Consider the following 20613-nt stretch of genomic DNA (forward strand, 5'->3'; position numbering starts at 1 on the left):
GCGGAGGTGATCGTCCTCGGCCTCGATCCCGGGCTCGGCACCACCGGCTGGGGCGTCATCCGCACCGAGGGCAACCGGCTGATCCATGTCGCCAACGGGCAGGTGAAGACGGAGGTGTCGATGACGCTGCCGCGGCGGCTCGCTAACCTGTATGCCGCGCTGAGCGACGTGATCCGCACCGAGCGGCCCGACGAGGCGGCGGCGGAGGAGGTGCTGGGCAACAGCAATGCGCAGTCGACGCTGAAGCTCGGCCAGGCGCGCGGCGCGGTGTTGCTCGCCGCCGCCAACGCGGGGCTGCTGATCGGCGAATATCACCCGAGCACCGTCAAGAAGGCGGTGGTGGGAACGGGCGGCGCGGAGAAGGGCCAGATCCAGGCGATGATCGGCCGCCTGCTGCCTGGCGTAAAGCTCACCGGCCCCGACGCGGCCGACGCGCTGGCGGTGGCGATCTGCCACGCGCACCACCAGGCGAGCCGGCGGGCGATGGGGATGCGGTGACCTATCATAATCCTCCCCCGCCAGGGGGAGGTGGCAGCTCGCAAGAGATGACGGAGGGGGCGGACTGCCGAACGTCGGCCCTGTCCTCCCCCTCCGACCGGCTTTGCCGGCCACCTCCCCCTGGCGGGGGAGGACTGAAAGGCGGGTTCAGGTGGCCGGCTGGCGCGTCAGGCTCAGGAACACGTCCTCCAGGTCCGCCTCGCGCGTCGAGACATCGACGATGCCGAGGCCGTCGCGCGTCACCGCCGCCAGCACCTCGCCCGCGTTGACCCGGTCCTTGGCATAGGTGATCTCCAGCACGCGGCTGCCCTTCAGCACCACCTTGTCGAAACAGATCGCATCGGGTGCGGCGTCAAGGTCGCGGTCGACCGTCACCGCCACCACCTTCTCCTGCGCCCGTCCGACCAGATCGCGCGTCGGCTCGTTGGCGACGACGCGGCCGTGGTTGATGATCGCGATCCGGTCGCAGAGCTGCTCGGCCTCCTCGAGGTAATGCGTCGTCAGCACCACCGTCACGCCGCCATCATTGAGCTCGCGCACGTACGTCCACAATTGCTGGCGCAACTCGATGTCGACGCCCGCGGTCGGCTCGTCGAGCACCAGCACCGGCGGGCGGTGGACCAGCGCCTTGGCGACCATCAGCCGCCGCTTCATGCCGCCCGACAGCGTGCGGGCATAGGCGGTCGCCTTGTCCTCCAGGTGGACGGCGCGCAGCAATTCCATCGATCGGCGCTCCGCGCGGGGGACGCCGTACAGCCCGGCCTGGATGTCCAGCGTCTCGATCGGCGTGAAGAACGGGTCGAACAGGATCTCCTGGTTGACGATCCCGATCGCCGCCTTGGCGTTGCGGGGGTGCGTATCGATGTCGAAGCCCCAGATCGACGCGGTGCCGCTCGTCTTGTTCACCAGACCCGCGAGGATGTTGATGAGCGTCGACTTGCCCGCGCCATTGGGGCCGAGCAGCCCGAAGATCTGCCCGCGCGGCACGTCCAACGTCACCCCGTCCAGCGCACGCTTGCCGCCCGCATAGGTCTTGCAGAGGTTCTGGATCGTGATCGCGGCTTCGGTCATGCGCGGCCACTAACCGAGTTGTGGGAGCGGAAACAGCATCCACGTCATGGGATTGAAGGCGCGCTGCCATTGAAGGAGAGGGGCGCGCTTGCTATCCCCTCGCCATGGTCCCGCCGCTCCAAACCTCCCGTGTCACCTCCCGCCGCGTCGCCTGCGACGGGGCGAGCGACATCCCCGGCGGCGCCGCGCTCGGCCACCCGCGCGTGTTCCTGGAGATCGACGACACCGGCACCGTCGACTGCGGCTATTGCGACCGGCGCTTCATCCTGATCGGCGGGCCGGCGGACGGCATCGATCAGGCGACGATCCCCGATCATGGGGACGGCGCCGGGCGATGATCCGGACGGCCGCGGCCCTGATGTTGGTTACCGCGACGGCCGCCTCGGCAAGGGAGAACGCCATGCACCATGCGACCGGCAGTTTCGTGGTGACGATCACGCCGGAGGCGCAGGCACCCGCTCCGGAGGGCGGCATGCCGACGAACCGGATGGCGATCCACAAGATATTCTCGGGCGGGCTGGTGGGCGAGGCGACCGGCACGATGCTGGCGGCGGGCACGCCGGGACCGGGAAAGGCAGCGGCCTATGTCGCGCTCGATCAGGTCACCGGCACGCTGGACGGCCATGCCGGGGGCTTTGTGCTGATCCATCGCGGCACGATCACCAGGGCGGGGGTCGCGGAGCTGCAGGTGACGATCGCGCCGGACAGCGGCACCGGCGCGCTGGCGGGGATCGCCGGAACGCTGGCCATCGACCAGAGCCATGGCGGCCACCGCTACGATCTCGCCTACACGCTGCCGGCCACCGCCTGAGCGCCGGCGAAACCGCTCGCGATGATCGCCGTCCTGTTCGTCTTCGCCGTCCTTGGCCTGATGGGACTGGGCATGGTGGCGCTGGCGGTCGGCGGCCTCGTGCGGCTCGTTCGGCGCCGGCCGTTGGCGGTGATGGTGGCGGGCGGCGGCATCGGGCTTGCATTGGGTGCCGCCGGCGATGGTGGCGCTGCGGCCGGCGGACTCACGGGGGCGGCGCTGGCTGGCGTGCTGGTGCTGCTGCTGCGGCCGGCACGGGTGCCCGCCCGGATGGCCGTCGTGCAGGCGCGCGCATCGGCGCCCATCGCCGCGGCCGGAAAGGTGGAGGCATCCACCCCGCTCGATCTCGCCTGGGCACAGGCGGCGGCGCTTGCGGCGACCGGCTCCCGCCTCAAGCCGCGACTGGCCGAAGCACACGCGCGGTGCGCGGCGTTGCTGGCCGAAGCACAGGCTGCTCCCGCCGACCTTCACCTGCACGAATGGGCCGCGGTAATCCGCGGGCGTATCCCCGAACTCGTCGAGGCGGCTGCCGCCGCGATGGTCGAAGCGCCCAAGCCGGAGCGGGCAGCGCTGGCGGCCGACCTGGTGATATCGCTCGAACAGATCGCCGCGGAGGCAGAGGAGCGTGCCGGTGGCACCCGCCGCGCCGCACGCGACCGTTTCGCGACGATGCGCGCCTATGTCACGAGCCGGACGGCGAGGGCGCGGGACTGGACGTGAAGCGTCGGCGGCGGATCGGGGCGGGTGCCTTGGGCCTGAGGCGCAGGGACCTCGGCGTCGTCGGCGTGGTTCATGTCACTCGCTTCCGGGCGGATGGTTCGTGACCGGCGAGACCGCGCCCTATTCGGCGCGCAACGGCGATTTCGAACATCCGCACGTCCGCTCTCCGCACGTCCGCGCATCGGTGTCCGACGGCGCTCCGGGCGCGATCTCGCTGGTCGGCCGCTACGAGAACGTCGATTTCACCAGCGCGCCCTTGGGCGGCAAGGGCGATGCCGATACGTTGGGCGCCAACCGGTATCTGACCGAGAATGTTCGCCTGCTGGCATACCGATAACAAGGTCGGCGTGGTCCTGGGACCGGATTTGGGCGAGACGCTGATCCTGCGGGGCGCCGTGATCTTCTAACGACCGGTCGCGTCGCTTCGCGCAGGCCGACCGGCACGCGCACGACGGTCAGATGCCGGCATACCATTGATAGTTGCCGACATCCTCCCAGTATCCGCCCTTGCCGCCACCGATGTCGGCGAGGCTCGCGACCGCTTCGACGCGCATCACGTATTTCGCCTGTTTGTAGCCAAGCTGCCGCTCGACGCGCAGCCGGACGGGCGCGCCATGGCCGATCCCCAGCGCGCGGCCGTTCATGCCCCAGGCGAGGATCGTCTGCGGGTGGAAGGCGTCCACCAGATCGATCGACTCGTAATAAGGCGTGGTCCCGAACGTGTCGGCGCAGTGGAACACGATGTAGCGCGCGTCGCGCCGCAGCCCCGCCTCGCGCAGCAGCAGGTTCAGCGGCGTGCCGGTCCATTGCCCGATCGCGCTCCACCCCTCGACGCAGTCGTGACGGGTGATCTGCGTGCGGTGCGGCATCGCGTGCAGGCGGTCGAGCGACACCGACAACGGCCGCGCGACCAGCCCGTCGACGCGCAGCCGCCAGTCGGCGAACCGCCCCGCCGCCAGCCGCGCATAGTCGGGCGAGGCGACCGTGGCATTGCCGTTGGTGCGGAACACCGGGCTCATCTCCGCGCGCGTGAACTCCGGGGCGAGCGCCGCCCGGTCGGTGACGAGCCGCTGGACCGAGAAGCTCGCGTCCTGACCGAGCGACAGCACGCGCCTGACGGCGGGCGCGTGGGCGATCCGGTCGCAGCCCGACAGCAGTATCCCGCCGGCGCCGACGCCCAGGGCGCCGATCAGCCGCCGCCGCGTCAGGAGGTCGGTCATCGCGGGCGCCTCATCGTGCTCTGGGCCCCTGACGCTCGGCCGGGAGCCGGAACCGGCCCGTTACGATCGAGCGGACCTCGTTGATCGGTCCCGCCAGCACCACCATCGCGAGGTGGACGACGATGAACGCCGCCAGTGCCATCGCGCAGATGAAGTGGATCGACCGCGCGGACTGGCGTCCGCCCAGCACGTCGAGCAGCCACGGCATCGCCGCGTTCATGCCCGGCGACATCGTCAGCCCCGTCAGGATCGCGCCGGGGGTGGCGAGGAAGATCACGCCGCAATAGGCGAGCTTCTGCAGGATGTTGTAGTGCGTCGCCTCCGCCCCGCTGGGAAAGCGCAGTCGGGCGTGGTCCTTGACGTCGGCCCACAGGTTGCGCGGCGCGAGCTCCGCGGGGGTCGGCGCGAGATCGCGGCGGAAATGGCGGCGTGCGACGCCCCAGATCAGATAGCCGATGCCCGGCACCACGAGCAGCCACGCGAAGAAGAAATGCCACTGGCGCGCCGCCGCCAGATCGTAGCTCGACGGGATCGTCACCAGCGGCGGGAAGGCGACGGGGAAGCCGCCGTGCGGCGACACGCCGAGCAATCCGAAGGTCGGCAGCGTCACCGGCCCGATCCGCAGCCGTCCGGGCGTGATGTCGAGCCAGCTCGCGTCGAAATTGGCGCCGTAGCGACCCCAGTAGAGATGCGGGTGCGCGTTGAAGATCATCAGCCCGCTCATCAGCAGGATGACGACGGCGATCGCGTTCGCCCAATGCCACAGCCGGACGGGCAGGCGATGGCGATAGACGGTCTCGCCCGCAACCGGCTCGCCTCCGTCCGACCGCGTCGCGCGGGCGTCGGTCATCGCGGCGCGGCGATCGGCGGAAGGACTTGGGCAGCCATGGTTCGGATATAGCGTGGCATGGGCAGCGCCGCCATGACCAGCCCGCCATGGCCGGTCATGGCAGAGCCAACGATCAGTCCGGCAGTCCCGCGCCGTCCCGCGCGGCGGTCTGCAGCAGTTCCTCGACGGTCGGGTGGTACCAGGACTGATCAGCGAACTCGGCGAGCGTCATGCCCCGATCGATCGCGAGCGCGACCGATTGCCCCAGGTGCTCGCCGTCCGCCGCGACGATCGTGGCACCGAGCATCAGGCCGTCGCGATCCGCGTACAGGCGGACGACGCCTGCCGTCTCGCCGTCGACCTTGGTGCGGCCGTTCTCGCTCGCCATCGCGCAGCCGACGATCGCGCCATCCGGCAGATCGGTGAACGGCATCCCGACCTCCACCAGATTGGGCTCGCAAAAGGCGATCGCGAGGGCTGGTCGCTGGGGCGGGGCATCCCTGCCCGCCGTGCCGTTGCCGGCGATCCGGCCGCCCCGCGCCGCCTCGTGCAGCACCGGCCGCCAGACGCCCGCGTCGCCGGCGATGAAGATGCCGCTATCCCCGCACCGGCGGGTGACGTGGTCGAAACACGGCGTCCCGTGATCGTCGAGCGCGAGCCCGGTCGCGTTCAGGTTGAGCGCATCTAGCTGCGGCTTCTGGCCGGCGGAAACGAGAATCAGGTCGACCGTCACCTCACCGGCGCTGTCGCCGGTCCAGCGCACCACCGCCCCATCTGACTTATCCGCCCCGGCAAGCTCGGCCGATACTTCGACGCCCAGGTGCAGGTCGAACACACCGGCGAAGGCCTCCTGCGCTATCCTGGCGGCGTCCGGGTCCTTCAGATGGCCGATCGCCGTCGCATGGTCGAGCAGCGTCACCGCCACGCCCAGCCGCGCGAACGCCTGCGCCAGCTCCAGGCCCTGCGGCCCCGCGCCCACCACCGCTAGCCGGCGCGGCAGGTCCGCGATCTCGAAGATCGTCTCGTGCGTGTGGATCAGCGCGCGCGCCGGATCGAGCGGCGGCGGCACGGACGGGGTCGCGCCGACCGCGATCACGATCTCCCGGGCGGTGACACGCGTGTCGCCGACCGTCAGCGTGTCGACGCCCGCGAACCGCGCTTCGCCGTGGATGCGGCGCTCGTCAGGGATGGCCTGGTACGAGTCGAGCACCGACTGCACGAACCCGTCACGCATCCGCCGCATCCGCGCGAGCACCGCCGGACCGTCGACGGTGACGCCCGTCACGCCGATCCCGAACACGCCCGCGCCGCGCGCGACGTGCGCCGTCCGGCCCGCGGCGATCAGCAGCTTGGACGGCATGCATCCATGGCGCGTGCAGGTGGAGCCGCCCGGCCCTTTCTCGATCAGCAGCACGTCCGAGCCGGCCGCGAGTGCCGCCTTGTACGCCTTCAGCCCTGCCGTCCCGGCACCGACGATCGCGACGTCACACGTCCGCTCGATCACGTCAGCCGGTCTTCGATCAGCGCGCGGGCGGTGCGGTAGCAATCCTCGACATGCGCGTCGCCAGCGAGCTTCATCGCGCCGAAGCCGATCGACGCGGCGATCGCGGAGCCCAGCACCGGCACGTATTTGGCGACGGACGCCACCGCCACGCGCTTGCCGACGCGGCGCAGGATCGCCTTGGCGATCGTGCGCGTCATCATCCGGCCGATCAGGTTGTTGCCCATCCCGGCGGCCAGCACGAACACACGCTGCGCGGCGTCCGCCGGCAGCTTGTCGACCGCCTCATGATCGAGCTCGAACCGCTTGCTGATCGCCGGCAGCATGGTCGCGAGCAGACCGATGTCGGCGGCGATGTCGACCCCGGGGATCGGTACTACCGACGCACCGGCGGCGGTCAGCGCGCGTTTGGTGACGAGCTGGCGACATTCGCCACGCAGGCGATCGAGTTCGGCGAGGGTCTGTATCATCCCCGCCCAACTCACGACTTAAGCGATTTGGTCCCGGTGGAGGAGCGGACCGACGCCATATCCGCGTGAGCGGATCAGATATCAGCCGCGCGTTGCGGCCGCGTAGAGCGCGATCGCGGCGGCGTTGGAGACGTTGAGGCTCTCGACCTTGGCGGAGATCGGCAGCCGGGCGAGCTGGTCGCAATGCACCTCGGTATTCGCGCGCATGCCCTCGCCCTCCGCGCCCAGCACCAGCGCGACGCGCTGTCCGCCCATCGCCTCGGCGAGCGTCATCGGCGCCTCGCCGGTCAGGCCGACGCGCCAGAACCCCGCCTCGGCGATCTCCTCCAGCGCGCGGGCGAGGTTGACGACGCGGATCCACGGCACGCTTTCGAGCGCGCCCGACGCCGCCCGCGCGATCACGCCGCCCTCGGGCGGGGCGTGACGATCCTGCGTCACCAGCCCCAGCGCATCGAACGCGGCGGCCGAGCGCAGGATCGCGCCGACATTGTGCGGATCGGTCACCTGATCGAGCACCACCAGCGGGCGGCGGTCGTCGGGATCGGTCCTGCCCTGCGCCAGGAGGTCGCCCAGCCAGGTATCCTCCAGCGGATCGACTTCGGCGACCATGCCCTGGTGCGGCGCATCGGCGGGGACCAGCCGGGCAAGATCGGTGACCTCGGCGAAGACGACCGGGATGGTCGAGGGGATGGCGAACGGCGCGAGCGCCTCGCGCGTGCCCCAGATCTTGCGCACCACCCGCTCAGGGTTGGCGAGCGCGGCGGCGACGGCGTGGCGTCCCCAGAAACGCGGGCGACCGGCGGCGGCCTGCGATGGGCGATGGCCGCGCTTAGCCACGGTGGCGGACGTCGGGATTGAGGATCATGCGGGCGGTGTCCGACTGCGAACGCGAGGGCCAGGCGCTGACCAGGTGCACGCCTGGTGGAAGGGGCTGGATTCGAACCAGCGTACGGGAAACCCGGGCAGATTTACAGTCTGCTGCCTTTAACCACTCGGCCACCCTTCCGCGGGGCCACTCCGGCGGTCGGGCCGCGAAGCGAAGCGGCCCAATGCCCGCGCCCGCCCCGGCTGTCAACGCGGGGCGAGGCCCGGCACGCCGGCGCGCCAGCTGGACTTGTAGGACTTGCGATGAGAACGGACCAGGAACATTTTCGGGAGTCGACGCATGACGATGCTTCTCGCCACCACAATCCTGCGCATCGGCGCCCGATCGGAGCCGGGCGGGGGCGCGGGCGCCAGCCTGGCCGCGCGCATGGTCCGTCAGGCGGGAACGGCGCTGCCGACCAGTTTCGACGGCGACGGGCGGCTGTACGGGTTCAACCTGTTCCTGATGACGGCGTTCATGTGCCTGGGGCTGATGCTGGCCGGGTCGATGGCGCGCGGCATCCTCGTCAATCGCCGGGCCGATCGCCCGCGCCACCCGGTGACGATCTGGCGAGCGGCGTGGATGCTCGCGGGCCTCGCGGCATTCCTGCGCTGCGGTGCAGAGGCGATGACGCTGTGGGCGTGGAGCCCGGCGGACCCGGTGACGACCGCGCGCGTGCTGATGGCCAAGCGGTGGGTCGATCCCGCGTCGCTCGGGATGGCGGCGGGCTGGATGACGTTGGTCATCTTGTCCAACGCCGCGATGCAGGAACAGCTTCGTAAGCAGCCGTTCCCCATCAACATGTGGGCGAGCCTGCCCTCGCTCGGCCGGCCCGCGGCGGTGGTGGCGTTGAGCCTCGTCGCCGCGGTCGGCGTGGCCTGCACCCGGTGATGGGCAAGGGAGCCATGCTGGCAAGCGCGGCGGCCCAGCCGGTGCTCTGGTCCGCGCTCGGCTATCGGTTCGAGGCGGCGTCGATGATCGCCGGGCTGTCGGCGTGCCTGATGGTGCGCATCTGGGTGTCGCTCAACGCGGGCCGGGCGAGCGCATGGGCCTGGGCGGTGGACCTGACCGTCACGGGGCTGTCGATGCTGTTCACCGCCGGCTGGATCGTGCTCCAGCGGCCCGAGCCCTTCTATGCGCTGTTGAGCGGCACGGGGTTCGGTGCGCTGGGCGCGGGGATCATCGCCGCCGCGCTCGCCTGGGTGAAGCGGATCGAGCCGTTGGCGGGCATCGACGCCGCGGCGCTTCACCCGGACGATCCGCCGCACCGGTAGTAAGCTGGTTCAGATCGGCCCATTCAGATCGGCTTGGCGCCCGGCGTACCGCATTTGGCGAACTTGCCGTTGGCCTTGCAGCGCGTCACCACCGGCTTGGCGGGCGGGCATTTGATGAACTTGCCCTTCGCGTCCTTGCACGGTGCGGCAAGCGCGGGCGTGGCGGCGGCGAAGGCGAGCGTGGCCGCGCCGACCAGGACCGGAGCCAGCAGGCGGGCGAACGGGGCAGGGGACATCGGCGACTCTCCGGCCGGGGATCGGCCACCGGCATCTTCCTCCGGGTAGCGGGCAAGCGCAAGCGCCTCGCGCATCAGCCCGCCGGGTGGACGCCGCGCTGCTTCACCACGTCGCGTCGCATCGGTGCCAGCTTGGCGAGGAAACGGTTCTGCGCCGCGAAGCCGACATGCTCGCGCCGCATCGCCGCCTGGAGGTTCTCGACGAGCGCGCCCATGTCGGCGTCCTGGATGCCCATGTCGGCATGCGCGTCGTGCATCGTGCGACCGCTGTAGTGGCAGCCGCCGTTCAGGATGTAGCAGAACTGCTCGTCGAGCGTGCGCCGCAGCCGCACCATGTCCTGGCCCTTGAAGATGTCCGCTATCCGTGGGTCGACGATGCTGCGGTCGACGAGATCGTCGACGATCCGCGCGACGCCCGCGCGGCCATGGAATGCCGCCCACATGCCGGGGCCGCGGAACGGCCGCGCGCCGGCATTGGCGTCGTCGTGCCGATAAGGCGCCACCGGCGTCTCGGCGGGTGCGGCGACCTGTAGAAGGAGGGCGAGAAGGATGGGCATCGCGATATCCTATCAGAACCCGCCCTGCAGCGACACGAACAGCCCGTGCTGCCCCGGGCGCGTCGCGATCGGGCCCAGATCGGCATAGGCGGCGGTGATCGACACGTGCCGCTGCACGGCCCAGGCGGCGAACAGGTCATAGGCGTCCCGCTCGTGCGCGAAGCCCAGATTGTCGGGCCGCGTGCGATATTCCGCGCCGACGAGCAGGTTGGGCGCGAGCAGCTTGCCGACCGACGCCTCCACCTGCGCGGTGCGCGCGTTGTCCCGGTCGCCGCCGAAACCCAATAGCCCGAACTGGTTGGCCCGCGTCAGCCGGACCGTCGCGTCGAACACCATGCCCTGCGCCAGCCACAGTTTGGTCGCCGCGACGAAGAAGTCCGCGTCGCGCGTCTCGCGCGCGCCGACGGCCCGGACGGTCGCGCGCTGATCGGCCAGTTTGTACTGAACGCCCGCGGCGATCTGCGGCAACCACCTGTCCTGGTCCCACACCGCGTCGCCCGCCAGCCGGACCTTGGCGCCGACGACATGCTGCCCGAACGCGAAACCGCGGCCTAGGCCCAGCGTCGCGCCTGCGGCCTGCGTGTCGAACCGCTGATAGGCATAGGAAAACTCGACCCGGTCGGAGATGCCGATCGCCGCGCCCGCGGAGGCGAGCGAGAAGTCGGGCAGCGCGACGTAAGTGGCATGCGCGGTGCCGCCGGTGCCGTCCTGCGTCTCACTGCCCGCGATCACCGCCCAGCTCGCGAGCCCGCCGCCCGCGGCGCCCTCGACACTGGAGACGCCGCCGGTCAGCAGCAGCTTGCCGCCGTCGCGCCGTTCGGACGCGGTGGCGGGCAGGGCCTGCACAGCGGCGATGCCGAGCAGCAGAGCGGAGGCGAGGCGGGGGCGCATGGACGGCTCTCGATCGGGTCGCCAATCGCTTAGCCCCGGATGGTAACCATCGCGTGAAGACGGCATTAAACGGGTCGCAACCGTCCGGGCGCAAGGGTCCACACGGTGACCATACGCTCGACCCTCCTCCTGGCCCTGATCGCGCTTGCGGCTTCGCAGGGGGCATCGGCAGCGACCGTCACGCTCGACGTGCGCGGACCCGACGGGCGGCCGCTCGCCGACGCCGTGGTGATGATCGACGTGCCCGGTCATGCGTCGGCCGTCCCGCAAGGGCCCTATGTGATGGAGCAGAAGGCGATCGCCTTCCAGCCGCACGTGCTGGTGGTGCCGGTCGGCGCGAGCGTGTCGTTCCCCAACCGCGACACGGTGCGTCACCACGTCTACTCTTTCTCCAAGGCCAAGCGCTTCGACCTGAAGCTCTATGGCCGCGAGGATCAGCGCAGCGTCGTGTTCGACAAGCCTGGCGTGGTCGCGCTCGGCTGCAACATCCATGACACGATGAGCGGGTTCATCATCGTGTCCGCGTCGCCGTTCACGGGCAGGACCAACGCCGCGGGCCATCTTGTCGTGGCGGACGTTCCGCCCGGGCCTGCGCGGCTGACCGTCTGGTCGCCCGCGATCCGCCAGCCGGACAACATGGCCGCGCAGATGATCGTGGTGCCCGCGGGCGGTGTCGCCAAGACGATCGCGATCGGCCGCTAGATGCGCCCGCTTGCCCTTCCGGCTCCGCGCGGGCTTCGCTGGCCGCGGCCGCGGTTCCGCACGGTCGGCGCGAAGCTGGCGGTGCTTTACGCGACCCTGTTCACCGCCGCGCTCGGCATCCTGGGGATCGCGACGGATCTGATGATCCGAGCGACCGCGCGCACGTCGGTCCAGGCGGAGCTGTCGGCGAGCGGCAGCGTGTACGACGGGCTGTGGGCGCTCAGGGCCAAGACGCTGGGCGACACCGCCGGCGTGCTGGCACGCGACTTCGGCTTCCGCGCGGCGGTCGCGAGCGGGGACCGGGCGACGATCGAGTCCGCGCTGGCGACGCTGCGCGAGCGGGCCGGTGTCGCGCGCGCGATGGTGGTGGAGCCGGACGGCGCGGTGATCGGTGCGAGCGGCGCGCTGGCCCGGATTGTCGGCGCTCTTCCCGCGACCCTGCCGACGGGTCGCCGCGACGCCGTGATCGCATCGGGCGACGCGCTGTTCCGAGTCGTCGTGTCGCCGATCCTGGCGCCTACCGAGATCGGCTCGGTCGTCTTCGCGCTGCCGCTCGACGCGACCGAGATGCGATCGCTGGAACGGTTGTCCGCCATCCCGCTCGCGGCGACGATGCTGCACCGCGACGCGATGGGCCACTGGGTGGCGACGGATGGGTCGGTGCCTGCCGATCCGGCGCTGGACGCGCTCGTGCTCGCCTCGCATGGGCAGCGCCGGCTGGAGATGCTGAGCTTGCCGGCCGGGCAGGCGTTCGCGCTCGTCAAGCCGCTGGCGGGTGCCGATGGGCGGACGCGTGCGGCGCTGCTGGTCAGCTATCCGCTCGCTGCCGCGCTTGCGCCCTATCGCCCGCTGCTGATCGGCATCGGCGTCGCGGGGCTGATCGGCGTCCTGGCCGTACTCCTCGCGAGCATCCGCCTCGCGCGTGGCATCGCCCGGCCGATCGCGGCGCTCGACCACGCCGCCCGTGCGCTGGAGGAGGGTTCGCGCACCGAAGTGGCGGTGGAAGGCGATGACGAGATCGGTCGGCTGGCGACAAGCTTCAACCGCATGTCCGCGGGCATCGTCGAGCGTGAGCATCGCATCGCGCACCTCGCCTACCACGACTCGCTCACCGGTCTGCCCAACCGCAGCTACTTCCGCCAGTCGCTCGATCAGGCGCTCGGCAAGCTAGCGCGGTCGGGCGGCACGGTCGCGGTCCTGTGCCTCGATCTCGACGGCTTCAAGGCCGTGAACGATACGCTGGGCCATCCGGTGGGCGACGCGCTGCTGCGCCGGATCGCGCAGACGCTGGTCCAGCTCGCGCCCGATGCGCTGGTGTCGCGACAAGGCGGCGACGAGTTCGCCATCATCCTGGCGGGCGACCATGAAGCGGACCGGCCGCGCGCGTTGGCGCAGTCGATCCTCGATCAGATCGACCGGCCGTTGGAGGTGGATGGGCACCGCCTCGTCACGGGTACGAGCATCGGCATCGCGATCGGCCCGGGTGACGGCGGGGACCCTGATCAGCTGCTCAAGAACGCCGACCTCGCGCTGTATCGTGCCAAGAACGACGGGCGTGGGCGGTTCCGCTTCTTCGAGGCTGCGCTCGACGCTGCCGCGCGCCGCCGTCGCCAGCTCGAGCTCGATCTGCACGCCGCGCTGCACGACGGGCAGTTCCGGCTCAACTTCCAACCGATCTTCGATCTCAAGACCAACCGGATCGGCGGCTTCGAGGCGCTTTTGCGCTGGGCGCACCCATTGCGCGGCGAGGTCGGGCCGGCGGAGTTCGTGCCGGTCGCCGAGGAAACGGGACTGATCGTGGCGATCGGCGAGTGGGTGATGCAGGAGGCCTGTCGTCAAGCCTCCGCCTGGCCCGAGGACGTCCGGGTCGCCGTCAACGTGTCGCCGCTCCAGTTCCGCAATCCGGGGTTCAAGGCGGTCGTGCTACAGGCACTGGCGCGCGGCAGCCTCTCGCCCGATCGGCTCGAGATCGAGATCACCGAGACGGTCTTCCTGGACGGAGAGGCGAACGTGCTCGCGCTGCTGCATGGGCTGCGCGATATGGGCGTGCGCGTCGCGCTCGACGATTTCGGCACCGGCTATTCGTCGCTCAGCTACCTACGCAGCTTTCCGTTCGACAAGATCAAGATCGACCGCTCGTTCATCACCAGCGTCGCGAGCGATGCCAGCAGCGCCGCGATCGTCCGCGCGATCGTCGACCTGGCCGGTGCGCTACACATGGACATCACCGCCGAGGGCGTGGAGGACGGCGACCAGCTCGCCGAGCTGCGCGGCCAGGGCTGCGGCAGCATCCAAGGCTTCTTCTTCAGCCGCCCGGTCGAAAGCGGCGCGGTGGCGGGCATGTTGAGCAGTCCGATGGCGGCGGCGGCCTGAGGGCTGGAGCGGGTAGCGGGAATCGAACCCGCGTATTCAGCTTGGAAGGCTGCTGTACTACCATTGTACTATACCCGCCGGCCCTGCGCCCAGCCTTCGGCGTCTGCTTAGTGCCACGGCCACGCGCATCCGGTCAACATGGCGGTGCCGCTCGTCACATCGCGTTTGGGACCGGCCCGCGCATCGCGACGCCAGCGGCGCTTCAGCGCGGGTCGCGCAGCAGCACGTCGCGCGCAGCGTTGACGCGGCGGGTGAGGTCTGCGGAGCCGCCGCGATCGGGATGGACACCCAGCACCAGCCGGCGGTGCGCCGCGCGGATGGTCGCCGCGTCCGCCCCTGCCGGAACACCTAGGATCGCACGCGCCTCCGCCGCATCCGCCACCAGCCGGGCGAGCGGCCTGACCTTGGGTTTCGGCTTCAGCCAGCGCCATGCGAGCCAGATCAGCGCGGCAAGGAGGACGATCTTCAGCAAGGCTGCGTCACGCGACGAGCGGCTGTATTTCGGTTGGCTGCGCTTCGGGTGGCGCCGTGGCCGGCACGCCGGGTTCGGGCAAGGCGAGCGCGGCCATCATCTCGCGCAGTTCCTGACGCGCGGCGACGTGGCTGAGCCCCATCGAGCCGAATTCCTTGCTGTCGATCATCGTCAGCCCGGCCGGGAACAGCTCGCGATAGATCACGCGCTCGGACAGGCCCGGGATGATCCGGAAGCCGACCCGCTTCGATAGCTGGTCAAGCGCGGAGGACACGCGCTTCATGTTACGCGCCTCGACATATTGCAGCCGGTTGCGCAGCACGACCCAGTCGATCGTCGCCCCGTCGGCGCGCGCGCGCTGCTTGCGGGCGTCCCAGATCAGCTCGGAGTAGAAGGACGGACGGGTGACCTTGAAGGTCTCCGGATCGACCTGGCCGATCAGGTCGAAATCGACGAAGCTGTCGTTCATCGGCGTGACGAGCGTGTCCGCCTGCGTCGCGGCGCAGCGGGCGAAGGGATCGTCGCGGCCCGGCGTGTCGATCACCAGATAGTCGCTGCCGTTGGTCAGCTCGGCGAACAGGTCGGCGTAGCGATCGTCGCTGACGCCGTCGTGGGTGGCGTGGCGCGGCATGGGCAGCTTGGCGCCGGTGCGGGCGATGGTGGCGGCGCGGTTGTCGAGGTATCGCCCCGTCGTGCGCTGGCGGTGGTCGAGGTCGAGCGCCGCGACCCGCGCGCCCTTCGCGGCGAGCGCGATCGCGACATGGACCGCCGTCGTTGACTTGCCCGTGCCGCCCTTCTCGTTGGCGAACACGATGACGTGGCATCGCTCTGGCATGGGGTCGGGACCGCTCGGCAAGGTTCGGCGTTCCTTGGTTGATCGTAAGGTTACCGCTTCATAGAAGCCCGGAGCGGTTTGGGCGAGGGGGAACGTGGTGCGGACGGTGCGCGAGGTTGCGGCGTTGCGGGAGGCGGTCGCGGCGCTGCGCGCGGACGGCGCCCCAGTGGGTCTGGTGCCGACGATGGGCGCGCTGCACGCGGGCCACTTGGCACTGATGGCCGCCGCGCGGGCGGGTGGCGCGAAGGTGGTCGCCTCGATCTTCGTCAACCCCAAGCAGTTCGGCCCGAGCGAGGACCTCGCCCGCTATCCCCGCCGTGAGATCGCCGACGCGCGGATGCTCGCGGAGGCGGGATGCGACCTGTTGTGGGCGCCGTCGGTGGAGGCGATGTATCCGGACGGCTTCGCGACCACGGTCGGCGTCGCAGGGATCGCCGACACGCTCGACGGCGCAGCGCGGCCCGGCCATTTCGACGGCGTCGCGACCGTGGTGCTCAAGCTCCTGAACCAGGTCCGTCCCGACCGCGCGCTGTTCGGCGAAAAGGACTGGCAGCAGCTGCAGGTCGTGCGCCGCATGGCCGTCGACCTCGACCTCGGCATCGAGATCGCCTGCGTGCCGACGCAGCGCGAGGACGACGGGCTCGCGCTGTCGTCGCGCAACATCTATCTGACTGCGGAAGAGCGCACTTATGCCGTCGCGCTACCGCGTGCGCTGGGCGTGGCGGCTCGCCGGATCGCGCGGGGCGACGAACCGGCGGACGTGCTGGCGGAGGCGCACGAGACGTTGGTGGGGGCCGGGTTCCAGGTCGACTACGTCGCGCTGGTGAATGCCGAGACGCTCGCGTCGCCGCCAGAGCCAGGCCGTCCCCGCCGCCTGCTCGCCGCCGCCCGGCTCGGGTCGACGCGGCTGATCGACAACATCGGCATCCAGTAACGCCGTGATCTGCGATCATCCCGATCGCGTTAACCATTTGGTGATCCGAATCGGGTGACACTCCCCTCAAGAGAACAAGAGGGGCAAGACGATGGGCAGCAGCCTGAAGAATGGGAAGTTCCTGGTCGAGAGCCGGTTGCAGGAAGCGGCACGCGGCAATCACAATGCCTGCTACGATCTGGGCATCTGCTACCAGACCGGCACGTCCGGCGTCAGCGTCGACCTGATCGAGGCGCACAAATGGTTCAACCTAGCGGCCGTCCACGGCATCGTCGCCGCGCAGCAGGCGCGGATCGAGGTGGCGGAGGACATGACGGCGCGCGAGATCGCCGCCGCCCAGCGCGCCGCCCGCGACTGGATCGCGCTGACGCAGCGGCGTGCGGCGTAGGTCGGTTCTGAACCAGACGCTTCACGAGTATGCGATCCCGGCGAAGGCCGGGACCCAGTAGCGGAACATTCGCGATGAAGCGGACTGCGCTACGACGACCGTCCCGCGGCTGGGCTTCGGCCTTCGCCGGGGTGGATGAAGGTGGGGTTAGCCTCTCTTGGCGGCTGGCTTGCGGGCCGTCGGTTTCTTCGCTGCCGGCTTCTTGGCAAGCGGCTTGGCGACGGCTTCGGCTTCGGCCTTGGCGGGTGCTGCTTTCTTTGCCGGAGCCTTCTTCGCGGGCGCCTTCTTTGCCTTTGCCGGTGGCGCCGCCGCGGCGCGCGCATCGAGCAACTGCGCGGCCTCCTCCGCCGTCAGCGCGGCGGGCTCGACCGATTTGGGCAATGTCGCATTGGTCGTGCCGTCGGTGACATAGGCGCCATAGCGTCCCTCCATCAGCTTCATCTCGGCGCCCGTCCGAGGATGCGCGCCCAATTCCTTCAGCGGCGGCCGCGCCGCGCCGCGCTGCGGTCGCCCGCCACCCGCCGCCGCCTCGGCAAGCTTCACCACCGCCGCGTTCATGCCGGTCTCGAACACCTCCTCGGTCGAGCCCAGCCGCGCATATTTGCCCGCGTGCTGCAGGTAGGGTCCATAGCGGCCGATCGCGGCGACGATCGGCTCGCCCGTCTCGGGGTGCGTGCCGATCGTGCGCGGCAGGCTCAGCAGCTTGAGCGCTAGTTCCATCGTCAGTTCGCCCGCATCCTTGGGGATCGACGCACGCTTAGCGCCTTCGCCCTCGCCAATCTGGATGTACGGGCCGAAACGTCCGGACTTGCGCTCCACCTCCAGCCCCGTCGCCGGATCCTTGCCCAGCTGCTCGGGGCCGGTATCGGCTTCGGCCTCGCCTCCCGCTTGCGCGAAGCGGCGCGTGTATTTGCACTCGGGATAATCGGAGCAGGCGATGAACGCCCCGAACCGACCGCCGCGCAGCGCGAGCTTGCCCTTCTGGCAATTGGGACATAGCCGCGGGTCGGCGCCGTCCGCGCGCTCGGGGAAAAGATAGGGAGCGAGGAAGACGTCCAGCTCGGCGGTGATCGCGCTCGGCTGCTGCTCCATCACCTCGGCGGTGCGCGGCTTGAAGTCGCGCCAGAACGCCTCGAGCACCGCCTGCCACTCGGCGCGGCCCCCCGACACGTCGTCCAGCTCCTCCTCGAGCCCGGCGGTGTAATCATAGCCGACATACCGCTCGAAATACCGCTCCAGGAACGCCGTCACCAGCCGGCCGCTCTCCTCCGCGAAAAAGCGGTTCTTCTCGATTCGCACATAGGCGCGATCCTTCAGCGTCTTGATGATCGAGGCGTAGGTGGAGGGGCGGCCGATGCCGAGCTCCTCCATCCGCTTGACCAGCGAGGCTTCGGAGAAGCGCGGCGGCGGCTGGGTGAAATGCTGTTCGGCGTCGACGCCCTTCTTCGCCGGCGCGTCGCCCTCGCGCATCCGCGGCAGGCGCTTGGCGTCGTCGTCGCCCTCGGCGCCGGTTCCTGAAGGGGCGCGATCATCCGCGCCCTCCTCGTACAGCACGAGATAGCCGGGGAAGAGCACGACCTGGCCGGTCGCGCGCAGCACGGTGCGGCCGGTGCCGTCGGCCAGTTCGACGGTGGTGCGCTCCAGCCGCGCCGATGCCATCTGGCTGGCCATCGCGCGTTTCCAGACCAGATCGTACAGCCGCGCATGATCGCCCGAGCCCGCACGATCGCGGCCGAAGTCGGTCGGCCGGATCGCCTCGTGCGCCTCCTGCGCGTTCTTGGCCTTGGCGGTGTACTGGCGCGGCTTGTCGGGGACGTACCCGCCGTCATACCGTTGAGCGATCGCGGCGCGCGCGGCGGAGATGGCGCTGCCGTCCATCTGCACGCCGTCCGTCCGCATGTAGGTGATCGCGCCGTCCTCGTAGAGCCCCTGCGCGATCCGCATCGTGTGGTCGGCCGAGAAGCCGAGCTTGCGCGCCGCTTCCTGCTGGAGCGTGGAGGTCGTGAACGGCGGCGGCGGGTTGCGCGTCGCGGGCTTGGTCTCGACCGACTGGACGGAAAAGAGTCCCGCCTCCACGTCGGCCTTGGCGCGCAACGCGTCGCCTTCGTTGCCGATGCTCAGCCGGTCGAGCTTGCGGCCTTCCCACTGCACCAGCCGCGCCATGAACGGCGTGCCGTCCTGCTCCATCCGCGCGGCGACCGACCAATATTCCTGCGCCCGGAACGCCTCGATCTCGCGCTCGCGCTCGACGATCAGCCGCAGCGACACCGACTGGACGCGTCCCGCCGACTTGGCGCCCGGCAGCTTGCGCCACAGGACCGGCGACAGGGTGAAGCCAACCAGATAGTCGAGCGCACGCCGGGCGCGATACGCGTCGATCAGGTCGGCATCGAGCTCGCGCGGCGCCTTCATCGCCGCCAGGACCGCGGACTTGGTGATCGCGTTGAACGTGACCCGCTCGACGGCCTTAGGCAGTGCCTTGCGCCCGCGCAGCACCTCCTGGACGTGCCAGCTGATCGCCTCGCCTTCACGATCCGGATCGGTCGCCAGGATCAGGCGATCCGCCTTCTTCGCCTCGTCGGTGATCGCCTTCAGCTGCTTGGCCTTGTCCGCGTAATTCTCCCAGTCCATCGCGAAGCCGTCGTCGGGATGCACCGAGCCGTCCTTGGGCGGCAGGTCGCGGACATGGCCGTAGCTGGCGAGGACGCGGTAATCCGGGCCCAGGTATTTTTCGATGGTCTTCGCCTTGGCGGGCGATTCGACGATGACGAGCTGCATGAGGGGAATGCGTGTCCTTACGTGTACGCGCGAGGGTGGCGGTGGCGGCGCCCCGGCGTCAAGCGGCCGCTAGGTGGAGGCGCAGGCGTTCGCTTTCCAGTGCGGCGGCTATGCTTCCCGGCCGTGGTCGATCCTGGTCGCGCGGGCGAGGACGTCGATCAGCCGGGCGGGCAGGATCGCGAGCGCCACGCGCGCCAGCGCCGGGCGCTCGGCCAGCCGCCACACAGCGCCTGCGACCCCGAGCGGGCGGGCGGCGTCGTGGGCCAGGCCGCGCTGATAGCCTGCCGCCGCCGCCGGGCCGCCGCCAAGGTAGGCTGCCGCCGCGCGGGTGCCGCTGGCGATCGCGATCCCCATGCCCTCGCCCGCAAGGCTAGGGATCACCGCCGCCTGGTCGCCGAGTCGGAACAGCCCAGCCTCGCCGCCGCGCTCGCGCCAGCCGTAGGGGACGTTGGCGATCGCATCGACAGTGCCGCGCGCGTGCGCCAACCGCTCGCCCAGCGCCGGCACCTCACGACCCATCGCGGCCAGCAGCGCCTCGGGCGACCCGGCCTCCGTCAGCCTCGAGCGGTGGACGGCGCAGCACAGATTGCCGCTGCCGTCCTCCTGCAGCACCAGCCCGGCGTAGCCGCGATCGACGAGGTGGAGCTCGATCGTGTTGTCGACCAGCCGGGTCAGCGACGGCGACGGCGCGAGCCGGACGCGCAGCCCGATCGTCGGATCAGCGCCGCGCGCCTCTGCCGGCCGGGCGAGCCCGCGCACGTCGTGCTTGCCGCTGGCGAGGAACAGCGCGTCGGCGGTGATCGCGCTGCCGTCGGCGAAGCGCACGCTGCGCCCGTCCACCTCGCGCGCGGTCATCCCCCGCTCGATCCGCACGCCGACCGCCTCCGCCCGGGCAAGCAGTAGCGTGTCGAGCCGCCGCCGCGAGACCGCGCGGGCAGGGGCGGGCAGGCGCGCCTCGCGGTGGCGGGTGCCCGCGAACAGCCGCACGCGCGTGACGGGCGCCGGGTTGAGGTCGTCGGCGGCGATCCCCAGCGCGTCGAGCGCGGCGGTGGTCCGCCAGCTCAGGAACCCGCCGCACAAGGCGTCGCCCGTCTCGCGCGTCCGCTCCACCAGCAGCGGCGCCGCACCGCCGCGAGCGAGCGCGATCGCCGCCGCCGCGCCTGCGGGCCCACCGCCCAGGATTAGCATTGG

The 20613-nt window shown here is 70.6% G+C and carries 24 protein-coding genes and 2 tRNA genes; 11 read left to right on the forward strand and 15 right to left on the reverse strand.

Translation table 11 applies throughout. The features are described from left to right. Positions 1-6: 6 nt before the first annotated feature. The gene (gene ruvC / locus ACFE65_RS01470; RefSeq protein WP_375380558.1) at positions 7-498 is read left to right on the forward strand and encodes a crossover junction endodeoxyribonuclease RuvC; all 492 of its coding nucleotides are present in this window, start codon (positions 7-9) and stop codon (positions 496-498) included. Positions 499-645: 147 nt separating this feature from the next. Here the strand turns inward: ruvC and ACFE65_RS01475 are convergent, their stop codons facing one another. Next, on the reverse strand, positions 646-1569 hold the full coding sequence (locus ACFE65_RS01475) for an ABC transporter ATP-binding protein (protein WP_375380559.1): 924 nt from the start codon (positions 1567-1569) through the stop codon (positions 646-648). A 104-nt stretch (positions 1570-1673) separates the two neighbouring features. Between ACFE65_RS01475 and ACFE65_RS01480 the strand changes: the two genes are divergently transcribed. From ACFE65_RS01480 to ACFE65_RS01495, 4 genes are all read left to right on the forward strand, one after another. Then, a complete protein-coding gene (locus ACFE65_RS01480; RefSeq protein WP_375380560.1) occupies positions 1674-1907 on the forward strand; it encodes a zinc-finger domain-containing protein in 234 nt (77 codons plus the stop codon). Between the two features lie 62 nt (positions 1908-1969). After that, positions 1970-2380, forward strand: a complete 411-nt coding sequence (locus ACFE65_RS01485) for a DUF3224 domain-containing protein (RefSeq protein ID WP_375380561.1) — start codon at positions 1970-1972, stop codon at positions 2378-2380. 21 nt (positions 2381-2401) lie between these two features. Further along, the gene (locus ACFE65_RS01490; RefSeq protein WP_375380562.1) at positions 2402-3097 is read left to right on the forward strand and encodes a hypothetical protein; all 696 of its coding nucleotides are present in this window, start codon (positions 2402-2404) and stop codon (positions 3095-3097) included. 100 nt (positions 3098-3197) lie between these two features. After that, positions 3198-3434, forward strand: a complete 237-nt coding sequence (locus ACFE65_RS01495; protein WP_375380563.1) for a hypothetical protein — start codon at positions 3198-3200, stop codon at positions 3432-3434. Positions 3435-3552: 118 nt separating this feature from the next. On the opposite strand, the gene ACFE65_RS01500 is transcribed toward ACFE65_RS01495, so the two are convergent. From ACFE65_RS01500 to ACFE65_RS01525, 6 genes are all read right to left on the reverse strand, one after another. Beyond that, positions 3553-4317 (reverse strand): molybdopterin-dependent oxidoreductase, encoded by a 765-nt coding sequence (locus ACFE65_RS01500; protein WP_375380564.1) that lies wholly within the window; start codon positions 4315-4317, stop codon positions 3553-3555. A 10-nt stretch (positions 4318-4327) separates the two neighbouring features. After that, entirely contained in the window at positions 4328-5167 is an 840-nt protein-coding gene (locus tag ACFE65_RS01505; RefSeq protein WP_375380565.1) for a cytochrome b/b6 domain-containing protein, read from the reverse strand. 112 nt (positions 5168-5279) lie between these two features. Continuing rightward, complete coding sequence (locus ACFE65_RS01510) at positions 5280-6650, reverse strand: dihydrolipoyl dehydrogenase (protein WP_375380566.1); 1371 nt, start codon at positions 6648-6650, stop codon at positions 5280-5282. Further along, complete coding sequence (locus ACFE65_RS01515) at positions 6647-7117, reverse strand: hypothetical protein (RefSeq protein ID WP_375380567.1); 471 nt, start codon at positions 7115-7117, stop codon at positions 6647-6649. The genes ACFE65_RS01510 and ACFE65_RS01515 overlap by 4 nt, the downstream gene beginning before the upstream one ends. Positions 7118-7198: 81 nt before the next feature. Next, positions 7199-7954, reverse strand: coding sequence for a 23S rRNA (guanosine(2251)-2'-O)-methyltransferase RlmB (rlmB, locus tag ACFE65_RS01520; protein ID WP_375380568.1), 756 nt, complete (start codon positions 7952-7954; stop codon positions 7199-7201). Between the two features lie 82 nt (positions 7955-8036). Beyond that, positions 8037-8123 (reverse strand) — tRNA-Tyr (locus ACFE65_RS01525). 159 nt (positions 8124-8282) lie between these two features. On the opposite strand from ACFE65_RS01525, the gene ACFE65_RS01530 reads away from it, so the two are divergent. Both ACFE65_RS01530 and ACFE65_RS01535 read left to right on the forward strand, forming a co-directional pair. After that, positions 8283-8873, forward strand: a complete 591-nt coding sequence (locus tag ACFE65_RS01530; RefSeq protein ID WP_375380569.1) for a hypothetical protein — start codon at positions 8283-8285, stop codon at positions 8871-8873. Further along, positions 8873-9256, forward strand: coding sequence for a hypothetical protein (locus ACFE65_RS01535; RefSeq protein ID WP_375380570.1), 384 nt, complete (start codon positions 8873-8875; stop codon positions 9254-9256). The genes ACFE65_RS01530 and ACFE65_RS01535 overlap by 1 nt, the downstream gene beginning before the upstream one ends. Before the next feature lie 23 nt (positions 9257-9279). Here ACFE65_RS01535 and ACFE65_RS01540 read toward each other — a convergent pair whose 3' ends face one another. The 3 genes from ACFE65_RS01540 to ACFE65_RS01550 form a co-directional block, all read right to left on the reverse strand. Next, a complete protein-coding gene (locus tag ACFE65_RS01540) occupies positions 9280-9492 on the reverse strand; it encodes a hypothetical protein (protein ID WP_375380571.1) in 213 nt (70 codons plus the stop codon). A gap of 74 nt (positions 9493-9566) precedes the next feature. Next, positions 9567-10049: a group 1 truncated hemoglobin gene (locus tag ACFE65_RS01545; RefSeq protein ID WP_375380572.1), complete on the reverse strand. Its 483-nt coding sequence runs from the start codon at positions 10047-10049 to the stop codon at positions 9567-9569. A gap of 12 nt (positions 10050-10061) precedes the next feature. Next, complete coding sequence (locus tag ACFE65_RS01550) at positions 10062-10940, reverse strand: DUF3034 family protein (protein ID WP_375380573.1); 879 nt, start codon at positions 10938-10940, stop codon at positions 10062-10064. Between the two features lie 105 nt (positions 10941-11045). Here ACFE65_RS01550 and ACFE65_RS01555 point away from each other — a divergent pair, with 105 nt between their 5' ends. Both ACFE65_RS01555 and ACFE65_RS01560 read left to right on the forward strand, forming a co-directional pair. Then, complete coding sequence (locus ACFE65_RS01555) at positions 11046-11642, forward strand: methylamine utilization protein (RefSeq protein ID WP_375380574.1); 597 nt, start codon at positions 11046-11048, stop codon at positions 11640-11642. Next, entirely contained in the window at positions 11643-14015 is a 2373-nt protein-coding gene (locus ACFE65_RS01560; RefSeq protein ID WP_375380575.1) for a putative bifunctional diguanylate cyclase/phosphodiesterase, read from the forward strand. 4 nt (positions 14016-14019) lie between these two features. Here the strand turns inward: ACFE65_RS01560 and ACFE65_RS01565 are convergent. From ACFE65_RS01565 to ACFE65_RS01575, 3 genes are all read right to left on the reverse strand, one after another. Continuing rightward, positions 14020-14093, reverse strand: a tRNA-Gly gene (locus ACFE65_RS01565). Positions 14094-14217: 124 nt separating this feature from the next. After that, entirely contained in the window at positions 14218-14487 is a 270-nt protein-coding gene (locus ACFE65_RS01570; protein WP_375380576.1) for a DnaJ domain-containing protein, read from the reverse strand. 7 nt (positions 14488-14494) lie between these two features. Then, positions 14495-15322: a division plane positioning ATPase MipZ gene (locus tag ACFE65_RS01575; RefSeq protein ID WP_375380577.1), complete on the reverse strand. Its 828-nt coding sequence runs from the start codon at positions 15320-15322 to the stop codon at positions 14495-14497. Positions 15323-15419: 97 nt separating this feature from the next. Between ACFE65_RS01575 and panC the strand changes: the two genes are divergently transcribed. Further along, positions 15420-16256: a pantoate--beta-alanine ligase gene (gene panC / locus ACFE65_RS01580; protein WP_375380578.1), complete on the forward strand. Its 837-nt coding sequence runs from the start codon at positions 15420-15422 to the stop codon at positions 16254-16256. A 91-nt stretch (positions 16257-16347) separates the two neighbouring features. Further along, the gene (locus ACFE65_RS01585) at positions 16348-16644 is read left to right on the forward strand and encodes a hypothetical protein (RefSeq protein ID WP_375380579.1); all 297 of its coding nucleotides are present in this window, start codon (positions 16348-16350) and stop codon (positions 16642-16644) included. Between the two features lie 147 nt (positions 16645-16791). Here the strand turns inward: ACFE65_RS01585 and topA are convergent, their stop codons facing one another. Next, on the reverse strand, positions 16792-19422 hold the full coding sequence (topA, locus tag ACFE65_RS01590) for a type I DNA topoisomerase (RefSeq protein ID WP_375380580.1): 2631 nt from the start codon (positions 19420-19422) through the stop codon (positions 16792-16794). A 108-nt stretch (positions 19423-19530) separates the two neighbouring features. After that, positions 19531-20610, reverse strand: coding sequence for an NAD(P)/FAD-dependent oxidoreductase (locus tag ACFE65_RS01595; RefSeq protein WP_375380762.1), 1080 nt, complete (start codon positions 20608-20610; stop codon positions 19531-19533). Positions 20611-20613: the final 3 nt, after the last annotated feature.

Source organism: uncultured Sphingomonas sp. (genome assembly GCF_964237335.1).
GTDB lineage: Bacteria > Pseudomonadota > Alphaproteobacteria > Sphingomonadales > Sphingomonadaceae > Sphingomonas.